Annotated in this window: 18 protein-coding genes; 5 read left to right on the top strand and 13 right to left on the bottom strand. The window is 52.5% G+C overall.

Features of this window, described 5'->3' with window-relative positions:
* Positions 1-36: 36 nt before the first annotated feature.
* The 3 genes from P40081_RS15355 to P40081_RS15345 form a co-directional block, all read right to left on the bottom strand.
* A complete protein-coding gene (locus P40081_RS15355) occupies positions 37-1,026 on the bottom strand; it encodes an aldose 1-epimerase (RefSeq protein WP_042136624.1) in 990 nt (329 codons plus the stop codon).
* Positions 1,027-1,112: 86 nt separating this feature from the next.
* A complete protein-coding gene (locus P40081_RS15350; RefSeq protein ID WP_042136622.1) occupies positions 1,113-1,838 on the bottom strand; it encodes an MgtC/SapB family protein in 726 nt (241 codons plus the stop codon).
* 224 nt (positions 1,839-2,062) lie between these two features.
* On the bottom strand, positions 2,063-2,854 hold the full coding sequence (locus tag P40081_RS15345) for an SDR family oxidoreductase (RefSeq protein WP_042136621.1): 792 nt from the start codon (positions 2,852-2,854) through the stop codon (positions 2,063-2,065).
* A gap of 194 nt (positions 2,855-3,048) precedes the next feature.
* Between P40081_RS15345 and P40081_RS15340 the strand changes: the two genes are divergently transcribed.
* Positions 3,049-3,534 (top strand): DinB family protein, encoded by a 486-nt coding sequence (locus tag P40081_RS15340; RefSeq protein WP_197074363.1) that lies wholly within the window; start codon positions 3,049-3,051, stop codon positions 3,532-3,534.
* A 110-nt stretch (positions 3,535-3,644) separates the two neighbouring features.
* On the opposite strand, the gene P40081_RS15335 is transcribed toward P40081_RS15340, so the two are convergent.
* The 3 genes from P40081_RS15335 to P40081_RS15325 form a co-directional block, all read right to left on the bottom strand.
* The gene (locus P40081_RS15335) at positions 3,645-4,439 is read right to left on the bottom strand and encodes an ABC transporter ATP-binding protein (RefSeq protein ID WP_042136620.1); all 795 of its coding nucleotides are present in this window, start codon (positions 4,437-4,439) and stop codon (positions 3,645-3,647) included.
* Positions 4,426-5,352: an ABC transporter permease gene (locus P40081_RS15330; protein WP_042136618.1), complete on the bottom strand. Its 927-nt coding sequence runs from the start codon at positions 5,350-5,352 to the stop codon at positions 4,426-4,428. The genes P40081_RS15335 and P40081_RS15330 overlap by 14 nt, the downstream gene beginning before the upstream one ends.
* A gap of 67 nt (positions 5,353-5,419) precedes the next feature.
* Positions 5,420-6,493 (bottom strand): ABC transporter substrate-binding protein, encoded by a 1,074-nt coding sequence (locus tag P40081_RS15325; protein ID WP_042136616.1) that lies wholly within the window; start codon positions 6,491-6,493, stop codon positions 5,420-5,422.
* Positions 6,494-6,819: 326 nt separating this feature from the next.
* On the opposite strand from P40081_RS15325, the gene P40081_RS15320 reads away from it, so the two are divergent.
* Positions 6,820-7,749, top strand: coding sequence for a C40 family peptidase (locus P40081_RS15320; protein ID WP_042136614.1), 930 nt, complete (start codon positions 6,820-6,822; stop codon positions 7,747-7,749).
* Positions 7,750-7,849: 100 nt separating this feature from the next.
* On the opposite strand, the gene P40081_RS15315 is transcribed toward P40081_RS15320, so the two are convergent.
* Positions 7,850-10,558 carry a calcium-translocating P-type ATPase, SERCA-type gene (locus P40081_RS15315; protein ID WP_042141108.1) on the bottom strand — a complete coding sequence of 903 codons (2,709 nt, stop codon included), beginning with the start codon at positions 10,556-10,558 and terminating at the stop codon, positions 7,850-7,852.
* Positions 10,559-10,695: 137 nt separating this feature from the next.
* On the bottom strand, positions 10,696-11,109 hold the full coding sequence (locus P40081_RS15310) for a DUF2500 domain-containing protein (RefSeq protein WP_231575361.1): 414 nt from the start codon (positions 11,107-11,109) through the stop codon (positions 10,696-10,698).
* A 182-nt stretch (positions 11,110-11,291) separates the two neighbouring features.
* On the opposite strand from P40081_RS15310, the gene P40081_RS15305 reads away from it, so the two are divergent.
* Entirely contained in the window at positions 11,292-11,651 is a 360-nt protein-coding gene (locus P40081_RS15305; protein WP_197074362.1) for a hypothetical protein, read from the top strand.
* Between the two features lie 92 nt (positions 11,652-11,743).
* Positions 11,744-12,616, top strand: a complete 873-nt coding sequence (locus P40081_RS15300) for a YitT family protein (protein WP_042136610.1) — start codon at positions 11,744-11,746, stop codon at positions 12,614-12,616.
* A gap of 112 nt (positions 12,617-12,728) precedes the next feature.
* Here the strand turns inward: P40081_RS15300 and P40081_RS15295 are convergent, their stop codons facing one another.
* The 4 genes from P40081_RS15295 to P40081_RS15280 form a co-directional block, all read right to left on the bottom strand.
* Entirely contained in the window at positions 12,729-13,016 is a 288-nt protein-coding gene (locus P40081_RS15295; RefSeq protein WP_039298036.1) for a stage VI sporulation protein F, read from the bottom strand.
* Positions 13,017-13,082: 66 nt separating this feature from the next.
* On the bottom strand, positions 13,083-15,134 hold the full coding sequence (gene recG / locus P40081_RS15290; protein ID WP_039298034.1) for an ATP-dependent DNA helicase RecG: 2,052 nt from the start codon (positions 15,132-15,134) through the stop codon (positions 13,083-13,085).
* Between the two features lie 14 nt (positions 15,135-15,148).
* Entirely contained in the window at positions 15,149-16,009 is an 861-nt protein-coding gene (locus P40081_RS15285) for a DegV family protein (RefSeq protein WP_042136608.1), read from the bottom strand.
* 60 nt (positions 16,010-16,069) lie between these two features.
* Positions 16,070-17,848 (bottom strand): DAK2 domain-containing protein, encoded by a 1,779-nt coding sequence (locus tag P40081_RS15280; protein WP_042136606.1) that lies wholly within the window; start codon positions 17,846-17,848, stop codon positions 16,070-16,072.
* Between the two features lie 191 nt (positions 17,849-18,039).
* Here P40081_RS15280 and rpmB point away from each other — a divergent pair, with 191 nt between their 5' ends.
* Positions 18,040-18,228, top strand: coding sequence for a 50S ribosomal protein L28 (gene rpmB, locus P40081_RS15275; protein ID WP_019911441.1), 189 nt, complete (start codon positions 18,040-18,042; stop codon positions 18,226-18,228).
* Between the two features lie 198 nt (positions 18,229-18,426).
* Here the strand turns inward: rpmB and spoVM are convergent, their stop codons facing one another.
* Positions 18,427-18,507, bottom strand: coding sequence for a stage V sporulation protein SpoVM (spoVM, locus tag P40081_RS15270; RefSeq protein WP_020431362.1), 81 nt, complete (start codon positions 18,505-18,507; stop codon positions 18,427-18,429).
* Between the last annotated feature and the right edge of the window lie 66 nt (positions 18,508-18,573).

The following is an 18,573-nucleotide window of genomic DNA, read 5'->3' as shown; positions in this document are numbered from 1 at the left end:
CTTTATGTTAACCTCTGAAATTCAGTTTATCCCCCCCTACTTCACATACAGGCGGCTAGTCTCTTCCCAATACTCTCCCGGCTCCAGACCAAACAATCCGATGTCATCGGCAGGAAGATCTACCTTCGGTGCATTAACCAGGTTGATCTGCGGCTCCGGACAGAAAAATCCTTCAGTAGCTCCATTGTTCCAGATCATCCACTGCTTATACGAGGTTCCCACATCATACACCAGCGTAACGCCGGCTTTGCTGTCGGTAAGCTCCATGCGGTTGCGGCCGTTCTGGGCTACAGCGGTATAGTGGTTGTCCATTGGCGCATAGAACGGATACAAGCCCTCATCACGCAGTGCCACTTCATCCGCAGTCAGCTCCTGGAATTTGCCGGTCGGCAGCATCCGGTCGCTAAGCTCCCAACGCTCGCCGATAGTCAGCTTCACGCGGTAATCCTGCGGCGTACTGCCTGGTGCGAACGGTGCATTAATGGCAGTATGGAACGCCAGCAGACAAGGCATCAGCTCTGCGCCGTCATTATGGACCAGCAACTGCTGGGACAGGCCGCCTTCTCCCAGAGTATAGCGCAGCTTGACGGTATATTTGAACGGCAGATATTGATAAGAAGGATGGTTCTCATCCACCTTAATCGCTACAGTGACGAAGCTTTCGCTTTTGCCGCTGCCGAATTCTTCGACCTCCCAGGCTGCTGTATGTAGGAATCCGTGCAAATGGTTGCCAGTCTTGGCTTCATTAACAGGGAAACGGTAGGTTTGTCCATTCCACGGGAACTCTCCATCCTCATAACGGTTCGGCGGGAACAGTACAGGGATACCGTGAATCCCGGGGCTTGCCTTGAAGGCTTCCATTTCCTCTGCGCCTGGCTCATGCAGGAAACGGTAACCGCTCTCAGTATCACGGAAGCAGATCAGGTTGCCTCCGATGCCCGGCAGAACGGCTGCCTCATAACGTCCGGCCTTGAGCCAGACTGCGGCTTCTCCCTCATATTGTCCTTCAAATGCAGTAATCGACATAATAATTTTAATCTCCCTTCCATAAGCTCATAATGACTCTCTCATAGATAGAGTACCACATCTGCCGGATCGGCAACATGTCAATTTTACAGCTGTTCTACTTCGACGCTCATGACATGCTCAATTTTCTTCACATCATAATAGATTTCCGTAGCATAATCACGGTCCGGTGCGGAGATCACCATATCAATCATTTGTCTCCCGTCTTCGAGATCCTTGATCTTCATACGCCGGATCGTCCGGCCGGTTTTACGTGTTTTACGCTGCTCGGCAATGATATGGCGCTGCTCAATTTTCTGGATCACATCGGTTAGAATATAGTTCGGTTCCATGATGATTTTAATCGATATCTCATGTTTGTTCAGCACCTCCGGGCCGATGGCCTTAATTAGCAGGGGCACCGCATTTACCGCGAACATAAGCAGCACCACTGCATAACCCGCTTCTACATAGAATCCCGCGCCAACCGCAATCCCGATACCGGAAGCCGTCCAGATGAGCGCCGCTGATGTCAGTCCCGATATCGCATCTCCGCCTCTGCGCAGAATGACGCCTGCCCCGAGAAAACCGATCCCGCTGACAATCTGCGCCGCCAGCCGCATAGGGTCCATGTTGGGATGCTCCGGCCCGCCGAATTTATCATAAGCATGGATCGAGACCAGTGTCACCAGACAGCTGGCGATACTAATGACCATACTGGTCCGGATTCCCAGCGGTTTCTGTTTTAATTGCCGGTCAATCCCGATGAACAGCCCGAACAGCATGGCCACAAGCAGCTTCACAATCGATTCTGTGTGTAAATCAATGTTCATTGTTGTCCTCCTCTCCATGACAGATAGAATCAGTATACCTGAAAATCACTGCAATCCTTACTGTAATTTTTCGCAAGCTGATTTCAAAAGAATAAACGGACGTCAGCACCTCTGCAGCCGGTCATCAAACGGTTTCTGATGAGCTCCGGCAAAGGGACAACGTCCGCTTCAGTTAAAGGCTGCACTTCACACATTATATGAGTGTTAAAGTACGATTAGAAGAATCAGCCATGCAGCAGCGACTCTGCCCCATCGCAATAAATCTCGGTTCCTGTAATATGATCCGAATCCGCAGAAGCCAGGAACAGCGCCAGCTTGGCTACCTGATCAGGTCGCCCGGGCCCCTTCTCCAGCGGCTGTCCGCCATCCGGGAATTCAACCTCGATCTGCACTTCCTTGAGATCATCCGAAGGGTACGTATTGTCATCAATGTTGGTGGTGATCGCACCAGGACAGATGGCGTTTACGCGGATTTTGTACTGGGCCAGCTCCAGCGCCGCCATTTTCATAAAAGCGACCTGCCCGGCCTTCGTGGTGCTGTATGCCGAGAATCCGATGTTGGAGAATACCCGGTTCCCGTTGATGGAGCTGTTGATCAGGATACTGCCGCCCTGCTCCTTCAAATGGGGGATGGCATATTTAACCGTAGCGAACGTACCGCGCAGATTGATCTGAATGGTCTGGTCCCAGGACTCGATATCCATCGTCTCAATTGGTGTCATCGCACCGTTGATTCCGGCATTCGCGAACACGATGTCCAGCTGTCCCCACTTGGCAACCACCTGCTTCACGGCGTCCTCCACCTGCTGCGGCTCGGCGATGTCGCATTCGAACACAGCGGCTTCTCCGCCTTCCTGCACCACCTGATGTGCGACCTTCTCTGCGTTCTCCACAGTGCGGTCCAGAAGTGCCACCTTGGCTCCGTTTCTGGCGAACTCCAGCACCGACGCCCGGCCGATCCCCGATCCGCCTCCGGTTACGATTGCTACTTTGCCTTCCAGTTTCTTAGTGGTCATAAGTGTAGTCTCCTCCCAAGGTCGTTGTTATTGTTCAAGTCAAGTTCTCTCCTTAAACTTTACCTCTCATACCGCGTAGTGAATCGGCTGCCCTGCTGTTTTGCCAATCCTCATTTGGGGATATAATTTAAGAAGCAATAATGAAATTGACTTTAGACATGACTTTATTTTCTACACAGAGGAGATTATTACTCATGATGAACCATAATGAAGAGATTCGTGATCAAATCTGCGCTGCAGTCTCCGGACTCTCTTCCGAGACTTTGAACCGGAAGCAAGCCGAAGGCAAATGGTCACCTGTGCAAGTACTGGAGCATCTGTATCTGATGGAAAAAGCGATCACCGCCGGGATCATGCAGGCGCTTGCTGCCACGGAAGAAGCTGTCACAGAGCCGAAGCCCTATCAGCTGACGCTGGACCGCAACCGGTTCATTGATGCCCCGCCCCATCTTGTGCCGTCCGAGGAATTCATCCCGCTTGGCGATGTACGGGCCCGGCTGGACCAGTCCCGTTCTGACCTGAAGACGGTGCTGGCCCAGAGTGAAGAGAGCCTGTGGAACCGCAAGCTGTATCCCCACCCGGTGTTCGGCCCGATGGATGTCGCCCAGTGGGTGGATTTCATCGGCATTCATGAAGAACGTCATCTGGCTCAGCTGAAGGAAGCCCTGGATGGAATTTGACCCCATTCTCTGCATCATTAAAAATGTAAAGACAAAGACACAACAATAAAGGCTTGAGCAGCTGTCCAGCTAACAGACAGCACTCAAGCCTTCTTCAGTTCAATCCCTGCTTATCCCAGCATCATCCGGTCATCCGCCAGCTTATGGCCGCTGATGGCTTCGAACTCACCAAGCAGCCGTTCTACCGTCAGATCCTTCTTGCGGGATTCATCAAAATCGAGAATGATCGATCCTTTGTCCATCATAATCAGCCGGTTGCCTAAACGGATGGCCTGATCCATGTTGTGGGTGACCATAAGTGTAGTCAGCTTCATCTCACGGACAATGGATTCCGTAAGCTTCGTGATCAGTTCAGCGCGCGAAGGGTCCAGCGCAGCTGTATGCTCATCCAGCAGCAGAATCTGCGGCTGGGTGAAGGTCGCCATCAGCAGGCTAAGCGCCTGCCGCTCGCCTCCGGAGAGCAGCCCTACCTTGGCGCGCAGCCGGTTCTCCAGGCCAATGCCCAGCTTGCTGAGCTGCTCCCGGAACAGCGTGCGTCTGGACGCATTCACCCCGAAGGACAGCCCGCGGCTCTGGCCCCGCTTATAAGCCATGGCCAGATTCTCCTCAATGGTCATATGAGGCGCCGTACCGGCCATCGGGTCCTGGAAGACCCGGCCGATCCAGCGTGCGCGCTGGTACTCGGCCAGATTGCTGATCGAGCTGCCTTCAATGCGCGCTTCACCGAGATCCGGCTTCATGACACCGGAGATAATATTCATCAGTGTCGATTTACCGGCCCCGTTGCTGCCGATAATGGTCACGAAATCTCCGGCGCTCAGTTCCAGATCGATGCCCAGCAGGGCAATCTTCTCGTCAGGTGAACCCGGGTTGAACAGCTTGGATACATTATCAAGCTTTAGCATCGGCTGCCCCTCCTTTCTTGCTGCTGCGCGTCAGCTCCGCAAGCTCTTCAGTCCGTCTGCGGGCCATCGTCTTCTGCTTCAGGAACCGCTGAACGGACGGGAAGACGAGGGCGATGATAACGATAATAGCCGTAATCAGCTTGAGATCCGAAGCCTTAAGCCATGGCACCCGCAGAGCCAGCGCCACAACGATCCGGTAGACGATGGAGCCGAGCACTACGGCCAATGTAGCGCGGAAGACGTTGCCCGCACCGAATATCGCTTCCCCGATAATTACCGAAGCCAGCCCGATAACAATCATGCCTATACCCATGGATGAATCGGCAAACGTAGAATATTGGGCGATCAGCGCACCCGAGAGGGCCACCATTCCGTTCGCAAGACTGATGCCGAGAATCGTAGTAGTATCCGTATTGACACCGAAGCTGCGGATCATCCGGGAATTATCTCCTGTAGCACGCAAGGCAAGTCCAAGGTCTGTACGCAGGAACAGATCCATCAGAATCTTGACGAGCAGAACCACAAAAGGCATAACCAGCAAAGGATTAATAGAGCTGAAGAGGGATACCTCACCCATTAAGGAAACATTCGGCCGCACGAGAATCCGCAGATTGATGGAATATAGCGCAATCATCATCAGAATCCCGGATAGCAGGCCGTTGATCTTCCCTTTAGTGTGCAGCAGACCTGTACACATGCCTGCAGCCATCCCTCCGAGCAGGGCACATACTGTTGCCAGCAGGGGAGAATATCCGTGGGTGATCATGACTGCGGCAATCGCGCCGCCGGTGGTGAAGCTCCCGTCTACAGTTAAATCCGGAAAATCAAGAATACGAAAGGTAATATACACCCCGAGTGCCATAAAAGCGTACAGCAGGCCCATTTCCAGGGCGCCGATTAATGAACTATACATAGATGACTTCCTCCCTCAAGCGGCAAAGGGCGCCCGCATGGAAACGCCCCGTTATGATATCTGTATGTTATTGAATAATGTTATTGTCAGGATCTGCAACTTCAGCCTTCATAGCATCCGTTACTTCAATGCCTTGTGCTGCTGCCGCTTTGAGGTTAAGAATGAGGTCCAGCTTCTCTTGCATCGTTATTTTCATGTCGCCTGGACTTGTGCCGTTCTTAAGTACTTCCACTGCCATTTCGCCAACCTGGTAGCCATGGTCATAGTATTTGAAGCCCACAGTGGCAAAAGCACCCTTCTCAACCGTATCACGGTCTGCCGAGAAGAACGGCAGTTTGTTGTCATTGGCTGTCTGAATAATCGTATCCACACCGCTTACGACGGAGTTATCAAGTGTAATGTAAAGGGCATCCACACGACCTACAAGGGATTCAGCCGCCTGCTTCACTTCCGACGTATTCGTGATGGCTGCCTTCACCAGCTCAATCCCGTGCTTGTCCAATTCTTCCTTGGCGATATCCGCCATAACTACTGCGTTAGGTTCACCTTCATTAATGACAAGGCCCAGCTTCTTCACATCCGGGAACTGCGTTGCGATGAAATTCATCAGTCGTGTAATTGACTCAGGGTTCGTATCCGATGCGCCGGAGACATTGCCGCCGGGATGTTCCAGGTCGCTTACGAGCTTGGCATCCAGCGGATCAGTGACTGCCGCGAACAGAATCGGCGTATCCTTCACTTTCTGGACAATGGATTGTGCGGACGGAGTGGCGATCGCCAGCACCAGATCATTCTTGTCACCCGCAATCTTCTGTGCAATGGACAGGTTGTTCGCCTGATCCGCCTGGGCATTCTCCAGATCCACCTTCAAGTTCTCACCTTCTACGATTCCGGCATCCTTCAGTGCCGCCAGGAAGCCTTCCCGAGTAGCATCCAGCGACGGATGTTCTACATATTGTGAGATGGCAATCGTGTAGGATTTGGTGTCCGCAGAACCGGTGTCTGCCGGAGCGCTGGTTGCGTTTGCCGGAGCATTTCCTGCATTGGATCCATTATTTACGGCTGCATTATTGTTACCGCAACCTGCTGCTACCAGCATCAAGGACATACTCAGGCCAAGCCAAATGTTCTTTCTCTTCATCAGATAACCCCTCTTCTTTTACGGATTCAGCGCGCGAACCTGGGTTAGCGGTTCAGCATTATCGCTTTCATCTTTGAAAGCATTAAAGCAAAAGCCCGCACCATTTCCGCATCCACTGCCGCAATCTATTAAACATATATTATATGTAGGTTGATTTTCCGTCAATCATTTATCACGGCTCCATATTTTACAAAAAACGCACAATGGGCTGATGTTTCGACAAGAACAAGCCTGTTGCTCTTGACATTGATTGCTAAACCCTTTTCCACATAAAAAAAGCCGCCCTGCACAAACTTTACTTAAAGTTTGAAGATGGAGCGTGCCAAATGCCAATAATCAATTCATCCAAAACTGCGGCCACAGCCGCACTGCTTACTGCCGTCATTCTTGGCTCAACCGCCTGCAGCTATTCCAGCAAGGACACTACCCCGAAGGTGAATTCGGTTACGCCAACCGGAACATTTGCCGGAAGCTACTATGAGAAGAATTCCATCACGGACAAAGAAGGCAAGTATTGGATTCCGCTGAAGCCGGCCGCTGCCTCCATAGGATACAGAATGAAAGACGACACCTCAAGCGGAGGATATACCAAGCTGGGCTACAGCGATGTAATGTACATGCTCCGTCCGGATTCCAGCCAGGTTTTCTCCCTGGGGGAGAAGATCACCCTGCCGGACGTTCCCATCCGCCGCGAAGGTCAGATCTACATCACGCCTAATGCATTGTCCAAGCTGCTGCAGACCGAGGTTGGCTGGAATCCAAGCACCGGAGAGATCAATATTGCTGCCCCCTCTGACAGGGATACTACCGCCAATGCAAGTGCAGGTGAAGCAGCTAAGCCGCTGCGGATCCTGAGTGTCTCCAACGTGGATACCGGTGAACTGATCGCCTATGCCAAGAAGTATCTCGGCGTACCCTACGATTTCGGTGCCGGACCTTATGAGGAGACCAAACGGTTTGACTGCTCATCCTTCACCCGTCATGTATTCAAGAAATTTGGCGTAGATCTCCCGCGGCTGGCCAAAGATCAGGATAATATCGGCAGACGCATATCAAGAAGCGAGCTGGAGCCCGGGGATTTAATTTTCTTCACGGTACCCGGCCGGTTCGAGAGCGACGCCATTCCCGGTCATGTAGGCATCTACATGGGGGGCGGCAGTTTCATTCATACTTGGGGCGATCCCGGAGTACAGATCAGTGACCTGGACAGCGGGTACTGGAGTAATGTTATTCTGCACATGCAGCGGGTGTTATAATCCCCTAAATATAACAAATGCAAGGAAAGTTACGGGCTTCTGCCGAAGCGCCGTACCCTCCTTGCATTTTTTTATGCCACCGCCATTGTCCGGCAGTATACTATTCCCAGTTCTTACTGCGCCCGCTTAAGCGGAGAACCAGCTTCACCAGCTCCACAATCACCACTATCGCCACTGCAGCCCCGCAGACAATTCCCCACTGCAGACCGCTCAGATGCTCCACTCCGAACCATTCATTCAGCCCCGGAATGATAATAACCAGCACCAGCAGAAGTCCCGAGATGACCGAAGCCCCCAGCATGTAGCGGTTGCTGAACAAGCCGATCTGGAACAATGATTTGGTATTGGATCTGACATTGAATGCATGGGTGAGCTGCAGCAGTCCCAGCGTAGCAAAGGCCATCGTGACTGCAACACCTTCATCGTAATGGGTATGTGCCCAGTAATACACCAGCAGGGTCAGTGCCGCCTCAAGCAGCCCTTGATAGATGATTCCGATCCCCACGCCTCCGGCAAAAATACTGCTGCTTGATTTACGCGGTTTCTTCGACATCACATCATTATCCGCTTTTTCCAGTCCGAGCGCGAGCGCCGGCAGGGTATCTGTGACCAGATTAATCCACAGGATATGAATCGGTTCAAGAATCCGCCAGCCGATCAGCGTCGCAATGAACAGGGTCACCACTTCCCCCAAATTGGCCGACAGCAGGAACTGGATCGCTTTGCGGATGTTGCTGTATACCTTGCGTCCTTCTTCGACAGCAACGACAATCGTAGTGAAATTATCATCGGCCAGTACCATGTCGGATACGCCTTTGGCCACATCTGTTCCTGTGATGCCCATACCAACGCCGATATCCGCTGATTTGAGCGCAGGCGCATCATTGACTCCGTCTCCGGTCATAGCAACGATTTTGCCCATTTGTCTCCATGCCTTGACGATCCGCACCTTATGCTCAGGCGATACACGGGCGTACACGGAATAATCGGCCACTCTTGTGGCAAAATCCGCCTCGCTGATCTGATCCAGCTCGCGGCCGGTCAGCACTGCCTTGTCATCATCGATGATTCCAAGCCGCTTAGCAATCGCTGCAGCCGTGTCCCGGTGGTCCCCGGTGATCATCACCGGCCGGATGCCCGCCCGTCTGCATACGGCAACCGCATCCCGGACCTCCTCACGCGGCGGATCGATCATCCCGGTCAGGCCGATGAACACCAGATCCTTCTCCGTCCCCTCCGTTGAAGGATCGGAGGGCTGCTCTGCATGGTCGCGGTAAGCAAACGCCAACACCCGCAGCGCCTCGTCTGCCAGACTTTTGTTGCTGGCTGTGATCCGGCTGATATGTGCCTCCGTTAAGGGCACTACAGTGCCATTCTCTTGAATATGGCTGCATTTGGACACCAGCACATCCGGCGCTCCCTTGGTCAGCACCCGGAACCCGCCGTTATCCAGCTTATGGATCGTCGTCATCAGCTTGCGGTCCGAATCAAAAGGCAGCTCATTCACCCGCGGATAACGCTGCTCCTGCTCCCGTTTGTCAGTCCCGATGCTGAGTGCGAAGTCAACCAGCGCCGTTTCGGTAGGGTCGCCGATAAGGGCTTTACCGCTCCGGGTCCCGCCTGCTGAACCAGGCTTCGCCTCTGCCCGGGCTCCATCCGTAGCTTTCCCTCCAGCACTTTTGCCTTCGTCTATGCTGGAATCATTGCACAGGGTCATCGCCTGCAGCAGCAAATCACCGCCCGGCGTTTCGTTAAGCTTCGAATCGGCCTCGATAGTCTCTCCGCCCACATACAGCTTTTCCACGGTCATCTTGTTAAGTGTTAATGTGCCCGTCTTGTCAGAACAGATAATCTCTGTACTGCCCAGTGTCTCCACCGCAGGCAGCTTGCGGATAATTGCCTTGCGCTTAGCCATCCGCTGCACGCCTAGCGCCAGAATGATGGTTACGATGGCCGGAAGACCCTCCGGAATCGCCGCTACCGCAAGTGAGATGGAGGTCAGCAGCATATCAAGCAGCTCTCTGCCCTCCAGCCAGCCGACCACGAAGATAACGACACAGACACCCAGAATAATGAAGGTGAAATATTTGCCAAGCTCATCCAGCTTTTTCTGCAATGGGGTAACTTCATTCTCCGCCTCCGAGATGTATCCGGCGATCCTGCCCACTTCGGTATGCATCCCCGTAGCCGTTACCACACCCACACCCCGGCCATAGGTTACGCTGCTGCTCATATAAGCCATATTCGTCCGGTCACCGATCACAAGATCATTGCCCGCAAGCACTCCCGACTGCTTATCCGAGGGCAGTGATTCACCCGTCAGCGCCGCCTCCTCGGTCTTCAGTGACGCCGCTTCGAGCAGCCGCAGATCAGCAGGCACCACGTTGCCGGCTTCCAGCAGCACAATATCGCCGGGCACCAGCTCCTCGCTTTTGATCTCTGTGACCTGCCCGGCCCGGCGGACTCTCGCCTGCGGAGAGGACATGCTTTTGAGAGCCTCCAGTGCCTGCTCCGCTTTGTTCTCCTGGATGACACCCAGCACCGCGTTCAGGATCACCACCAGCAAAATAATAACGGTATCCGTCCACTCTCCGAGGATTCCCGAGAGCACGGCAGCCGCCAGCAGGATGAAGATCATTACATTCTTGAACTGCTCAATGAATTTAGCCAGCAGCGATTTAGACTTGGCTTCCTGCAGCATGTTTTTGCCGTAACGTTCCAGTTGCCTTGCCGCTTCTTCTGCAGTCAGTCCGGCTTCCCTGCTCTCCAGCTGCTTCAGCACCTCGGCCGTATCCAGAGTATGGAACAATACACCTTCTTTACTTTTGCTTTTAGCAGAATCTGAGTTCAATTCATCCGCTCCTTCTATAATTTATTTAGTTCAAACCCTTATATGGAGTTTTACCCAAAAATAGCAGGAGAATTCTAAAAACATATGTAGATTTATCAAAGGTTGTGCCTGCCCGAACGGGCAAATCCTTTGAACCGGGTCCCCTTGGTGGACAGCTCGCCCCTGTCTCCCTCAACGATCAGACCATACGCTTTGGCCTTCACCTCCAGCTCCCTCCGGCTCCCGTTTTGGAATTCAAAGGTTACATAGTAGCTGGTGTGTGTGCCCGCATGCCCTCTGCCGCCCCAGACCTCTGTGCGTTTCGTAACAGCTGTCGCCACCCTCGACTCGAGCGGACTGGCATTATTGGTCATCCAGATCTTCAGGGCTCTGGCAATAGTGTAAGCAACAAAAACTGCGATCAGCAGCAGCACAAGCTGTAATAAATAAGGCCCTTCGGAGAAGAAGCCGCGGGAGGAACTGGCTACAGCCGAATTCAGAAATCCGTTAAAAATGCCCTCTTTATGCAAATTAAACGCTCCTTTGGTAAAAATAATTATAAAATGTTCATTTTACTAGAGAATACGCGGTGTAACGGCTCCGGTTTCGTATTTTCATGACATTTACCCCAAAAAAACAGCTCCGGAAATTTGGTCCTGCCCAGAATCCTATGTTATGCTTTAACTACAATATACAGTAAGGATGTGTTCTCTTGATGACATATCTAGCGCGCTTACCCATTTCTAAGCTCCTGAAGGCGGCCTTCATACCGGTGCTTCTCCTGACATTTCTGGCTGCTTCTTCCCAGCTGCTGAACGAACAGGAGGCTTCCGAAGTGCAGCATGCCAGACTGGAGCGTTATGAGCATAAAATGGCTCAGCCGGTACGGGTGCACAGCACAACGTTCCATTACATTCCTTCCGCGCGGCTGGCCCATCCTGAGAACCTGCTGGCGCTTCATCCGGAAGCGTCCCTGCCTCTGCTCTGTGTGTCGTTCTTCCCCATCATTTACATCATTCTGAAGCGGCTGCTGCTGTATCCGCTGAAATGCACATCACACTTTATAAGGTAAAGGCTCTCCAATAAATCCTTTGAGCGCACAACGCATTATCTATAGCAAACGAACCTACAAATTCAGGTTTCCTGCTGAAAGGAGGAAATCCATTGAAAATCAGATATAGAGGGGCTGCCCCCCTGCGCCATTCCAAAATCCTGCGCCTGCTCTCTGTTATAGGCGGGGGCTTGCTCGCTGCTGTAGGACTGGAACTGTTCCTGATGCCGCACAAGCTGCTGCCTGGCGGAATCGCCGGATTGTCTGCTCTGCTGTCACATTTAACCGAAATGCGTCTTGGCTTATTTCTGTTCCTGCTCAACCTTCCGTTCATTCTAATGTCGCGCAGGCAGATTAATCTCCGGTTTGCCCTATATACGATGCTTGGATTAATCTGTCTGACGGCGGGCTCGCTGGCCCTTCACCACTTCCCTGCAGCCACCAGCGAACCGTTGCCTGCTGCAATAGCCGGCGGTCTGTGCCTGGGCTTTGGGCTTGGCATCTCTGTCCGCTTCGGAGGCATTACCAGCGGAAGCGAGAAGCAGGGAGTCCGGCTGCTGAACGGCGGTCCGCCCAAATCTGCTGAAATGGGCATTATGCTGTTCAACTGTGCCATTCTGCTCTTCGGCGGTTCATTGTTCGGCTGGGATCAGGCTATGTACAGCATCATTGCTTACCTGCTGGCCTTTGAAGCATTGCGCTTCTCGTTAAGAGACCTATCCCTCTCCCAGGCTGTCTGGATTACGAGCAGCAACTGTGAAGAGATCCGCCGCAGGCTCCAGCAGTCACTTGACCGCGAAGTTAAACTCGTCAGGTCCACCGGTCCTGAGGGACAGCCCGGCACCGTCTTCTGCCTGGCAAGCAGGCTGGAGGAAGAGGAGCTGGCTTCCATCGTCCACGGATGCGACCAGGACAGTAAGATCGTCATCAATGCGGCCCGGAACAGCCGGATTTCCGCGCTCTTCCGTAATCACCCGCCTGGTTGACCGATGGTATTCAGCGGACAGCTTATAGCCACTGATCTAACCAAAAAGCGTTCCCGCATTTAGTTGCGGGAACGCTTTTTGGTTAGATCAGGCAAGGGCAGGCTCCGCTCTTTCAGCGGAACATTCCCCATAAGCGGATCAGGTGAAAGGTGTTGCCCGGATCAATCTTCTGGGCAATCACAAATTTAACAATTTGCTCTTCCTGCGAGGACGTCAGCTTCTCATTCATCACTGCAGAAGCGTTGCGCACCAGCCTGCGCACAACGGCAGTGTCCTGCAGCTCTTGCTTGGAAATTCCGTTGATCATATTCTTGATGCGTTCCTTAACCGCCGGATTCTTCATCTTCAGCTTAATGCGATCCACCAGCGCAGGACTGATTCCGAATTGCTGATAACCCAAGCATAGCACCTCCCGTCATATCCAATCATTCACAGTATATGAGGGCCGGTCTCCGCATGTGCCTAATCAGTCAATTAAATCTCCCTGGAATATTTGCTCCTGCTGCAAATACCCGCGCAGCGGAGCATAATCCGCCGATGTCCAGAACGCGGCATCCCGCAGCAGCTCTGCCGCGTCATCACGCGCCAGTTCCAGCGTCTCGAAATCAGCCGTCATATCCGCCAGCCGGAATTCCGGCAGCCCGCTCTGCTTCGTCCCGAAGAAATCCCCCGGTCCCCGCAGCTCCAGATCACGCCGGGACACCTCGAAGCCGTCATCCGTATCCGTCATCGCCGTCATCCGCTCTCTGCCAATTTCCGATTTGGGATCTGCCATCAGCACGCAGTAGGACGCATGTTCCCCTCTGCCGACCCGTCCGCGCAGCTGATGCAGCTGTGACAGGCCGAAGCGGTCGGCATCCATAATGATCATCAATGTGGCATTCGGTACATCCACACCTACCTCTACGACTGTAGTAGAGACTAACAGCTGCAGCTCATTGCTGTAGAAGGCGCGCATCACTTCATCCTTCTCTGCAGGCGTCATCCGCCCGTGAAGCAGCCCTACCTTATAGTTCGGGAACGCCTGCGACATCTGAACATGCAGATCAATCGCATTCTGCACGTCCAGCTTCTCCGACTCCTCAATAAGCGGGCAGATCAGATAGGCCTGCCGCCCCTGGTCAATCTCACGGCTGATCAGATTCAATACCCGCTCCATCAGATCAGGCTTCACCCAGTAGGTCGTAATCGGTACACGCCCTTTTGGCCGTTCGGACAGCGTAGACACATCCATATCGCCAAAAACAGTGATCGCCAGCGTACGCGGAATCGGGGTGGCCGTCATCGTCAGCACATCCGGGTTGTAGCCCTTGCGCCGCAGGACACTGCGCTGGTTCACCCCGAACCGGTGCTGCTCATCTGTGACAACAAGTCCCAGACTGCGGAAGAAGACATCATCCTGAATTAAGGCATGGGTTCCGACGACCACATCCAGCATTCCCAGCTGCAGAGAAGCCAGCAGATCCTTACGTTTGCGTCCGTTCACACTGCCGGTCAGCAGACCGACTGTAATGCCGAACGGTTCAAACATTCTGGTGAGCGAGCGTATATGCTGTTCGGCCAGAATCTCAGTCGGCACCATCAGTGCCCCCTGAAATCCCGATCTTACAGTCGCATACAGTGCAATAGCCGCCAGCACGGTTTTGCCGGAGCCTACATCCCCTTGCAGCAGCCGGTTCATACAGTACCCTGAGCGCATGTCATGCAGAATCTCCAGCTCCACATGCTTCTGGGCGTCCGTCAGTTCAAACGGCAGGCTCCGCACAAACTGGCGGACTGTGGCGTTATCCACTGTATGGACCACACCGTCCATTCTGCCGCGGTTCAGTACACGGAAGGCCTGTACCTTGAGCTGGAACAAGAATAGCTCTTCATAGACCATCCTGCGCCTTCCCTGCTGTCCTTCGCGTGTATCCTCCGGCTGGTGGATCGTGGCAATAGCCTTTTTACGCGACATGAAATCATACTTGCGCATAATACTGTGCGGGAGGATTTCCGGAATCAGCTCTCCATACTGCTGCAGGGCCTGGCCTATGACTTTGCGGATCCAGGATTGTGTGATCTTGCCGCCTACAGAGTACACCGGCTGCAAGGTTCCCGTCTTGCCTTCCCCCCGGTCCGGAAATTCATAATTGGTTACGGTAATCTGATTCCGTTTCTGGTCCCATTTCCCGGTAAGTACTACTTCGCGGCCCACTGTCAGCTGCTCACGTGCATAATGCTGATTGAACCACGTTGCCGTGAACATCCACGGCTCAGCCACCATCTTGCAGCTCATTCGTGATTTGCCCCCGAAGCGCTGCAGCACCGGAATGCCGATTACCTTAGCTACAATGGTTGCTTTATCGCCATGCTTAACTTCACTAAGAGACTTTGGCCGGAAATCCTCATAACGGAACGGGTAGTATTCCAGCAAATCCTTCACTGTAAAGACGCCAAAGGCGTGAAGCTCGCCTTGCTTTTGAGCGCTCACGCCAGTTATTTGTTTCACTTCAATTGATTCCAAAGCCAGCACCATGTTCATCCCCTATACTAGGCGGGCCAGATGAATACGGCTAAGGTCCCGTTGCCGACATGGCTGCCTACGACAGGTCCAATGTTGGTCAGTACCTTCTCTTCCAAGGTGAAATGCCCGGACAATTCCCTCAGGAATTCTTCGCCGGAAGCCGGTTCAGCCGTATGACCCACGGCCACATTGATTTTGTTCACACCCGGCAGATCTGCCTTGAACAGCTCGATCATGCGGGCAACTGCCTTCTTGCGGCCTCTAACCTTCTCTACCGCATAGATGATTCCTTCTGCATCGATCGACAGGATCGGCTTGATATTGAGCAGCGTACCCAGGATGGCGGACGCTTTGCCGATTCTGCCGCCCTTCTGGAGATATTCCAGCGTATCCACCAGGAAGTACAGCTTGCGCGACTTGCGCATACTCTCTACCTGCTCCAGAATTTCCTCCGGCGCCTTACCCTGCCCGGCCAATCTAGCGGCTTCCACTACCATGAAACCGAATCCGTAGGAAGCGGACAGGGAGTCAACCACGGTGACCGACTCCCCTTCCTCTTCCAGCATGGATTTGGCCAGGACAGCAGATTGATAGGTTCCGCTAAGACCGGAGGAGATATGGAAGGACAGGATCGGACTGCCCGGATAACGTTCCTGAATGCTGCGGTACACGTTCATATATTCGACCGGCGACGGCTGTGAGGTGGTCGGCAACTGCGGCGAGCGGGGAAGACGCTCATAGAACTGCTCCGGAGTCATATCCAGATTATCCCGGAAAGCCTCTTCGCCGAACATCAGAGTCAGCGGAACGACTTCAATGCCGAACTGATCCGCCAAGGCTGGCGGGATATCGGATGTGCTGTCGGTAACGATTACGGTACGATTCATGGATTTCCTCCCCATACTATGATTTAGCTGATCCACTCTGCTTGCTTAGGTCTAAGATGTCTATGGCTCCACTGAGAAAAGATAGTAATACAGCGGCTGGCCTCCATCATGAACTTCTACTTCAACCTGCGGGTACGTTTCTTCCAGCCATGTGCTGATGGAATCCGTAACGTCTGCTTCGGCATCTGCACCTGTCAGCACTGTCACAATCTCGTCACCGTTCACCAGCATGCTAGCCAGCAGCTGCTTGCTTACAGCAAGCAATTCATCGGCGGCAGCAACGATCTTGGAGTTCGAGATTCCGATATACTGCCCGGCTTTGATCTCCAGCTCTTCAATGACTGTATCCCGCACGGCATTGGTAACCTGTCCCGATTTGACCTGTGCGATTGCCTCCAGCATATTGCTTGTGTTGGCATCTACCGCTTCCTCTTCCTGGAAAGCAAAGGCGGCCGAGATTCCCTGGGGAATACTCTTGCTAGGGATAACCGTGATGTCACGTTCGCCCTCCAGCAGCTCCTTGGCCTGCTGCGCAGCCAGTACTATATTGGAGTTATTCGGCAAAATGTAGATATGCTTCGCTGAAATAGAAGATATCGCATTAACGAAATCCTCCGTGCTAGGATTCATCGTCTGGCCGCCGGCCAGGATGGCATCCACGCCAAGGCTGCGGAAGATATCAGAGATTCCATCTCCCGAAGAGACTGCGATGAAGCCGTATGGCGCCAGATCATCCGCAGGAGGAACTGCAGGCGACTGTACGCTGGCCTTCTCTTCCGGAATATCGGCGAATACATCCGGCATTGGAGCAATATCCATTCCGGCTGTCAACAGATCGCGGTGCTGCTCACGCATGTTAAGAATGTGAATCTGTGTGATCTCACCATGCAGCAGCGCCAGGTTAAGCACCTCGCCGGGAGTCTTCGAGTGCACATGCACCTTGATGGTCTCATCATCCGAAATTACGATAATGGAGTCACCGTTAACTGACAACGCTTTCCGAAAAACTTCCTCATCAAAATCTGATTTCACAGATGCGCCAAGCTGGCGGTTGATGAAAAATTCCATATCATATAAAAATTCGATGTCTTCCGTAGAAAGCTGGGATTGGGCGGAAGACTGTACGGAGGACAATACGTTCTCAGGTTTAGTCAGTACTGCTGCAGGAATTGGTGCAGGAACTGAGGCTTGTCCTTGTACAGGTGTCTGTACAGCGGCTGATCCGCTGGTCAGATACTGGTGGAAACCTTCATAGATGTAGACCAGACCCTGACCGCCGGAATCCACAACACCGACCTGCTTGAGCACAGGCAGAAGTTCAGGTGTATTAGCTAGCGCTTCCTTGGCTTTGGCCAATACTTCGGTCATAAGCTCAGTAACATCCGTTGTACGGCGCGCATAATACACTGCATGTCTCGCAGCTTCCTTGGCGACGGTAAGAATCGTGCCTTCAACCGGTTTAACCACTGCTTTGTAGGCTGTATCAACGCCAGTCTGCAGTGCTGCAGCGAACTGCTGCGTGTTCAATTCTTCATATTGGGCTGCATAACGTCCAAGACCTCTGAATAACTGCGACAAAATAACGCCGGAGTTCCCCCGCGCGCCCATCAAGAGTCCTTTGGAGAGTACTCCTGCACATTGGCCTACAGAGGCAGTATTATTTTTCTTCAATTCATTCGCGCCAGCGGTCATCGTCAAATTCATGTTGGTTCCCGTGTCTCCATCCGGAACCGGAAAAACATTTAAAGAATTGACATGCTCCGCATGCTGCTGCAGCTTTTCCGCACCGGCGAGTACCATTGCGGTAAAATCTGTCCCGTTTATAGAACGCTTACTCAATGAGAATTCCCCTTCCTAACTTCATGCCTAATCAATTCTATGATTAACTGGACATAATGCACTAATTTATATTGTACTATAAGAGTCTAAAGAAATAAATGTTTTTGAATCGGTTGACGTAGCAAATTTTGCTGTGATATTATATTTAAGTATTGTTTTACGCAGGTGTAAGTAACAAGGAGGTGTAATCTATGTCCCGCAAATGTACAGTAACAGGCAAGAAACCGGGCAGCGGCAACCACGTGTCTCACGCAAACAACCGCAACCGTCGCTCTTGGGGAGTTAACGTTCAGAAGGTCCGTATCCTAGTGAACGGCAAACCGAAACGCGTGTACGTCAGCACCCGTGCTTTGAAAGCCGGTAAAGTTGAACGCGTTTAGTCTTGGATTATTCTAGGGCCTAGCGATATCTCATATCAAGTAGAAACGGACATGCCGTCCTTAAATAGACGGTATCCGTTTCAGCGAGAAATAGAAGGACACTTTATAGTGCAAAGCATATAAAGTCTTATATTTGAAGCAAAAAGCACCCTTTACATTCGTAAGGTGCTTTTTTTCATGTTTTCTGTTCTGCCTCGCTCAGCTCTTCTGAAAAGTGTTCAAAATCGCTTTAACAAAACCTCCCAAAAATCTTGGCAGCTTGAACGTGTAAAATTTCATGATTAACCCTCCCATCAATTCATGCCATGCAGTAGGAGACTATCCTGTCATGATGTGTATGCCAAC

The organism is Paenibacillus sp. FSL P4-0081, from assembly GCF_000758565.1.
Taxonomy (GTDB): Bacteria; Bacillota; Bacilli; order Paenibacillales; family Paenibacillaceae; genus Paenibacillus_AQ; species Paenibacillus_AQ phytohabitans.
This window is presented reverse-complemented; position numbering and strand designations above follow the sequence as displayed.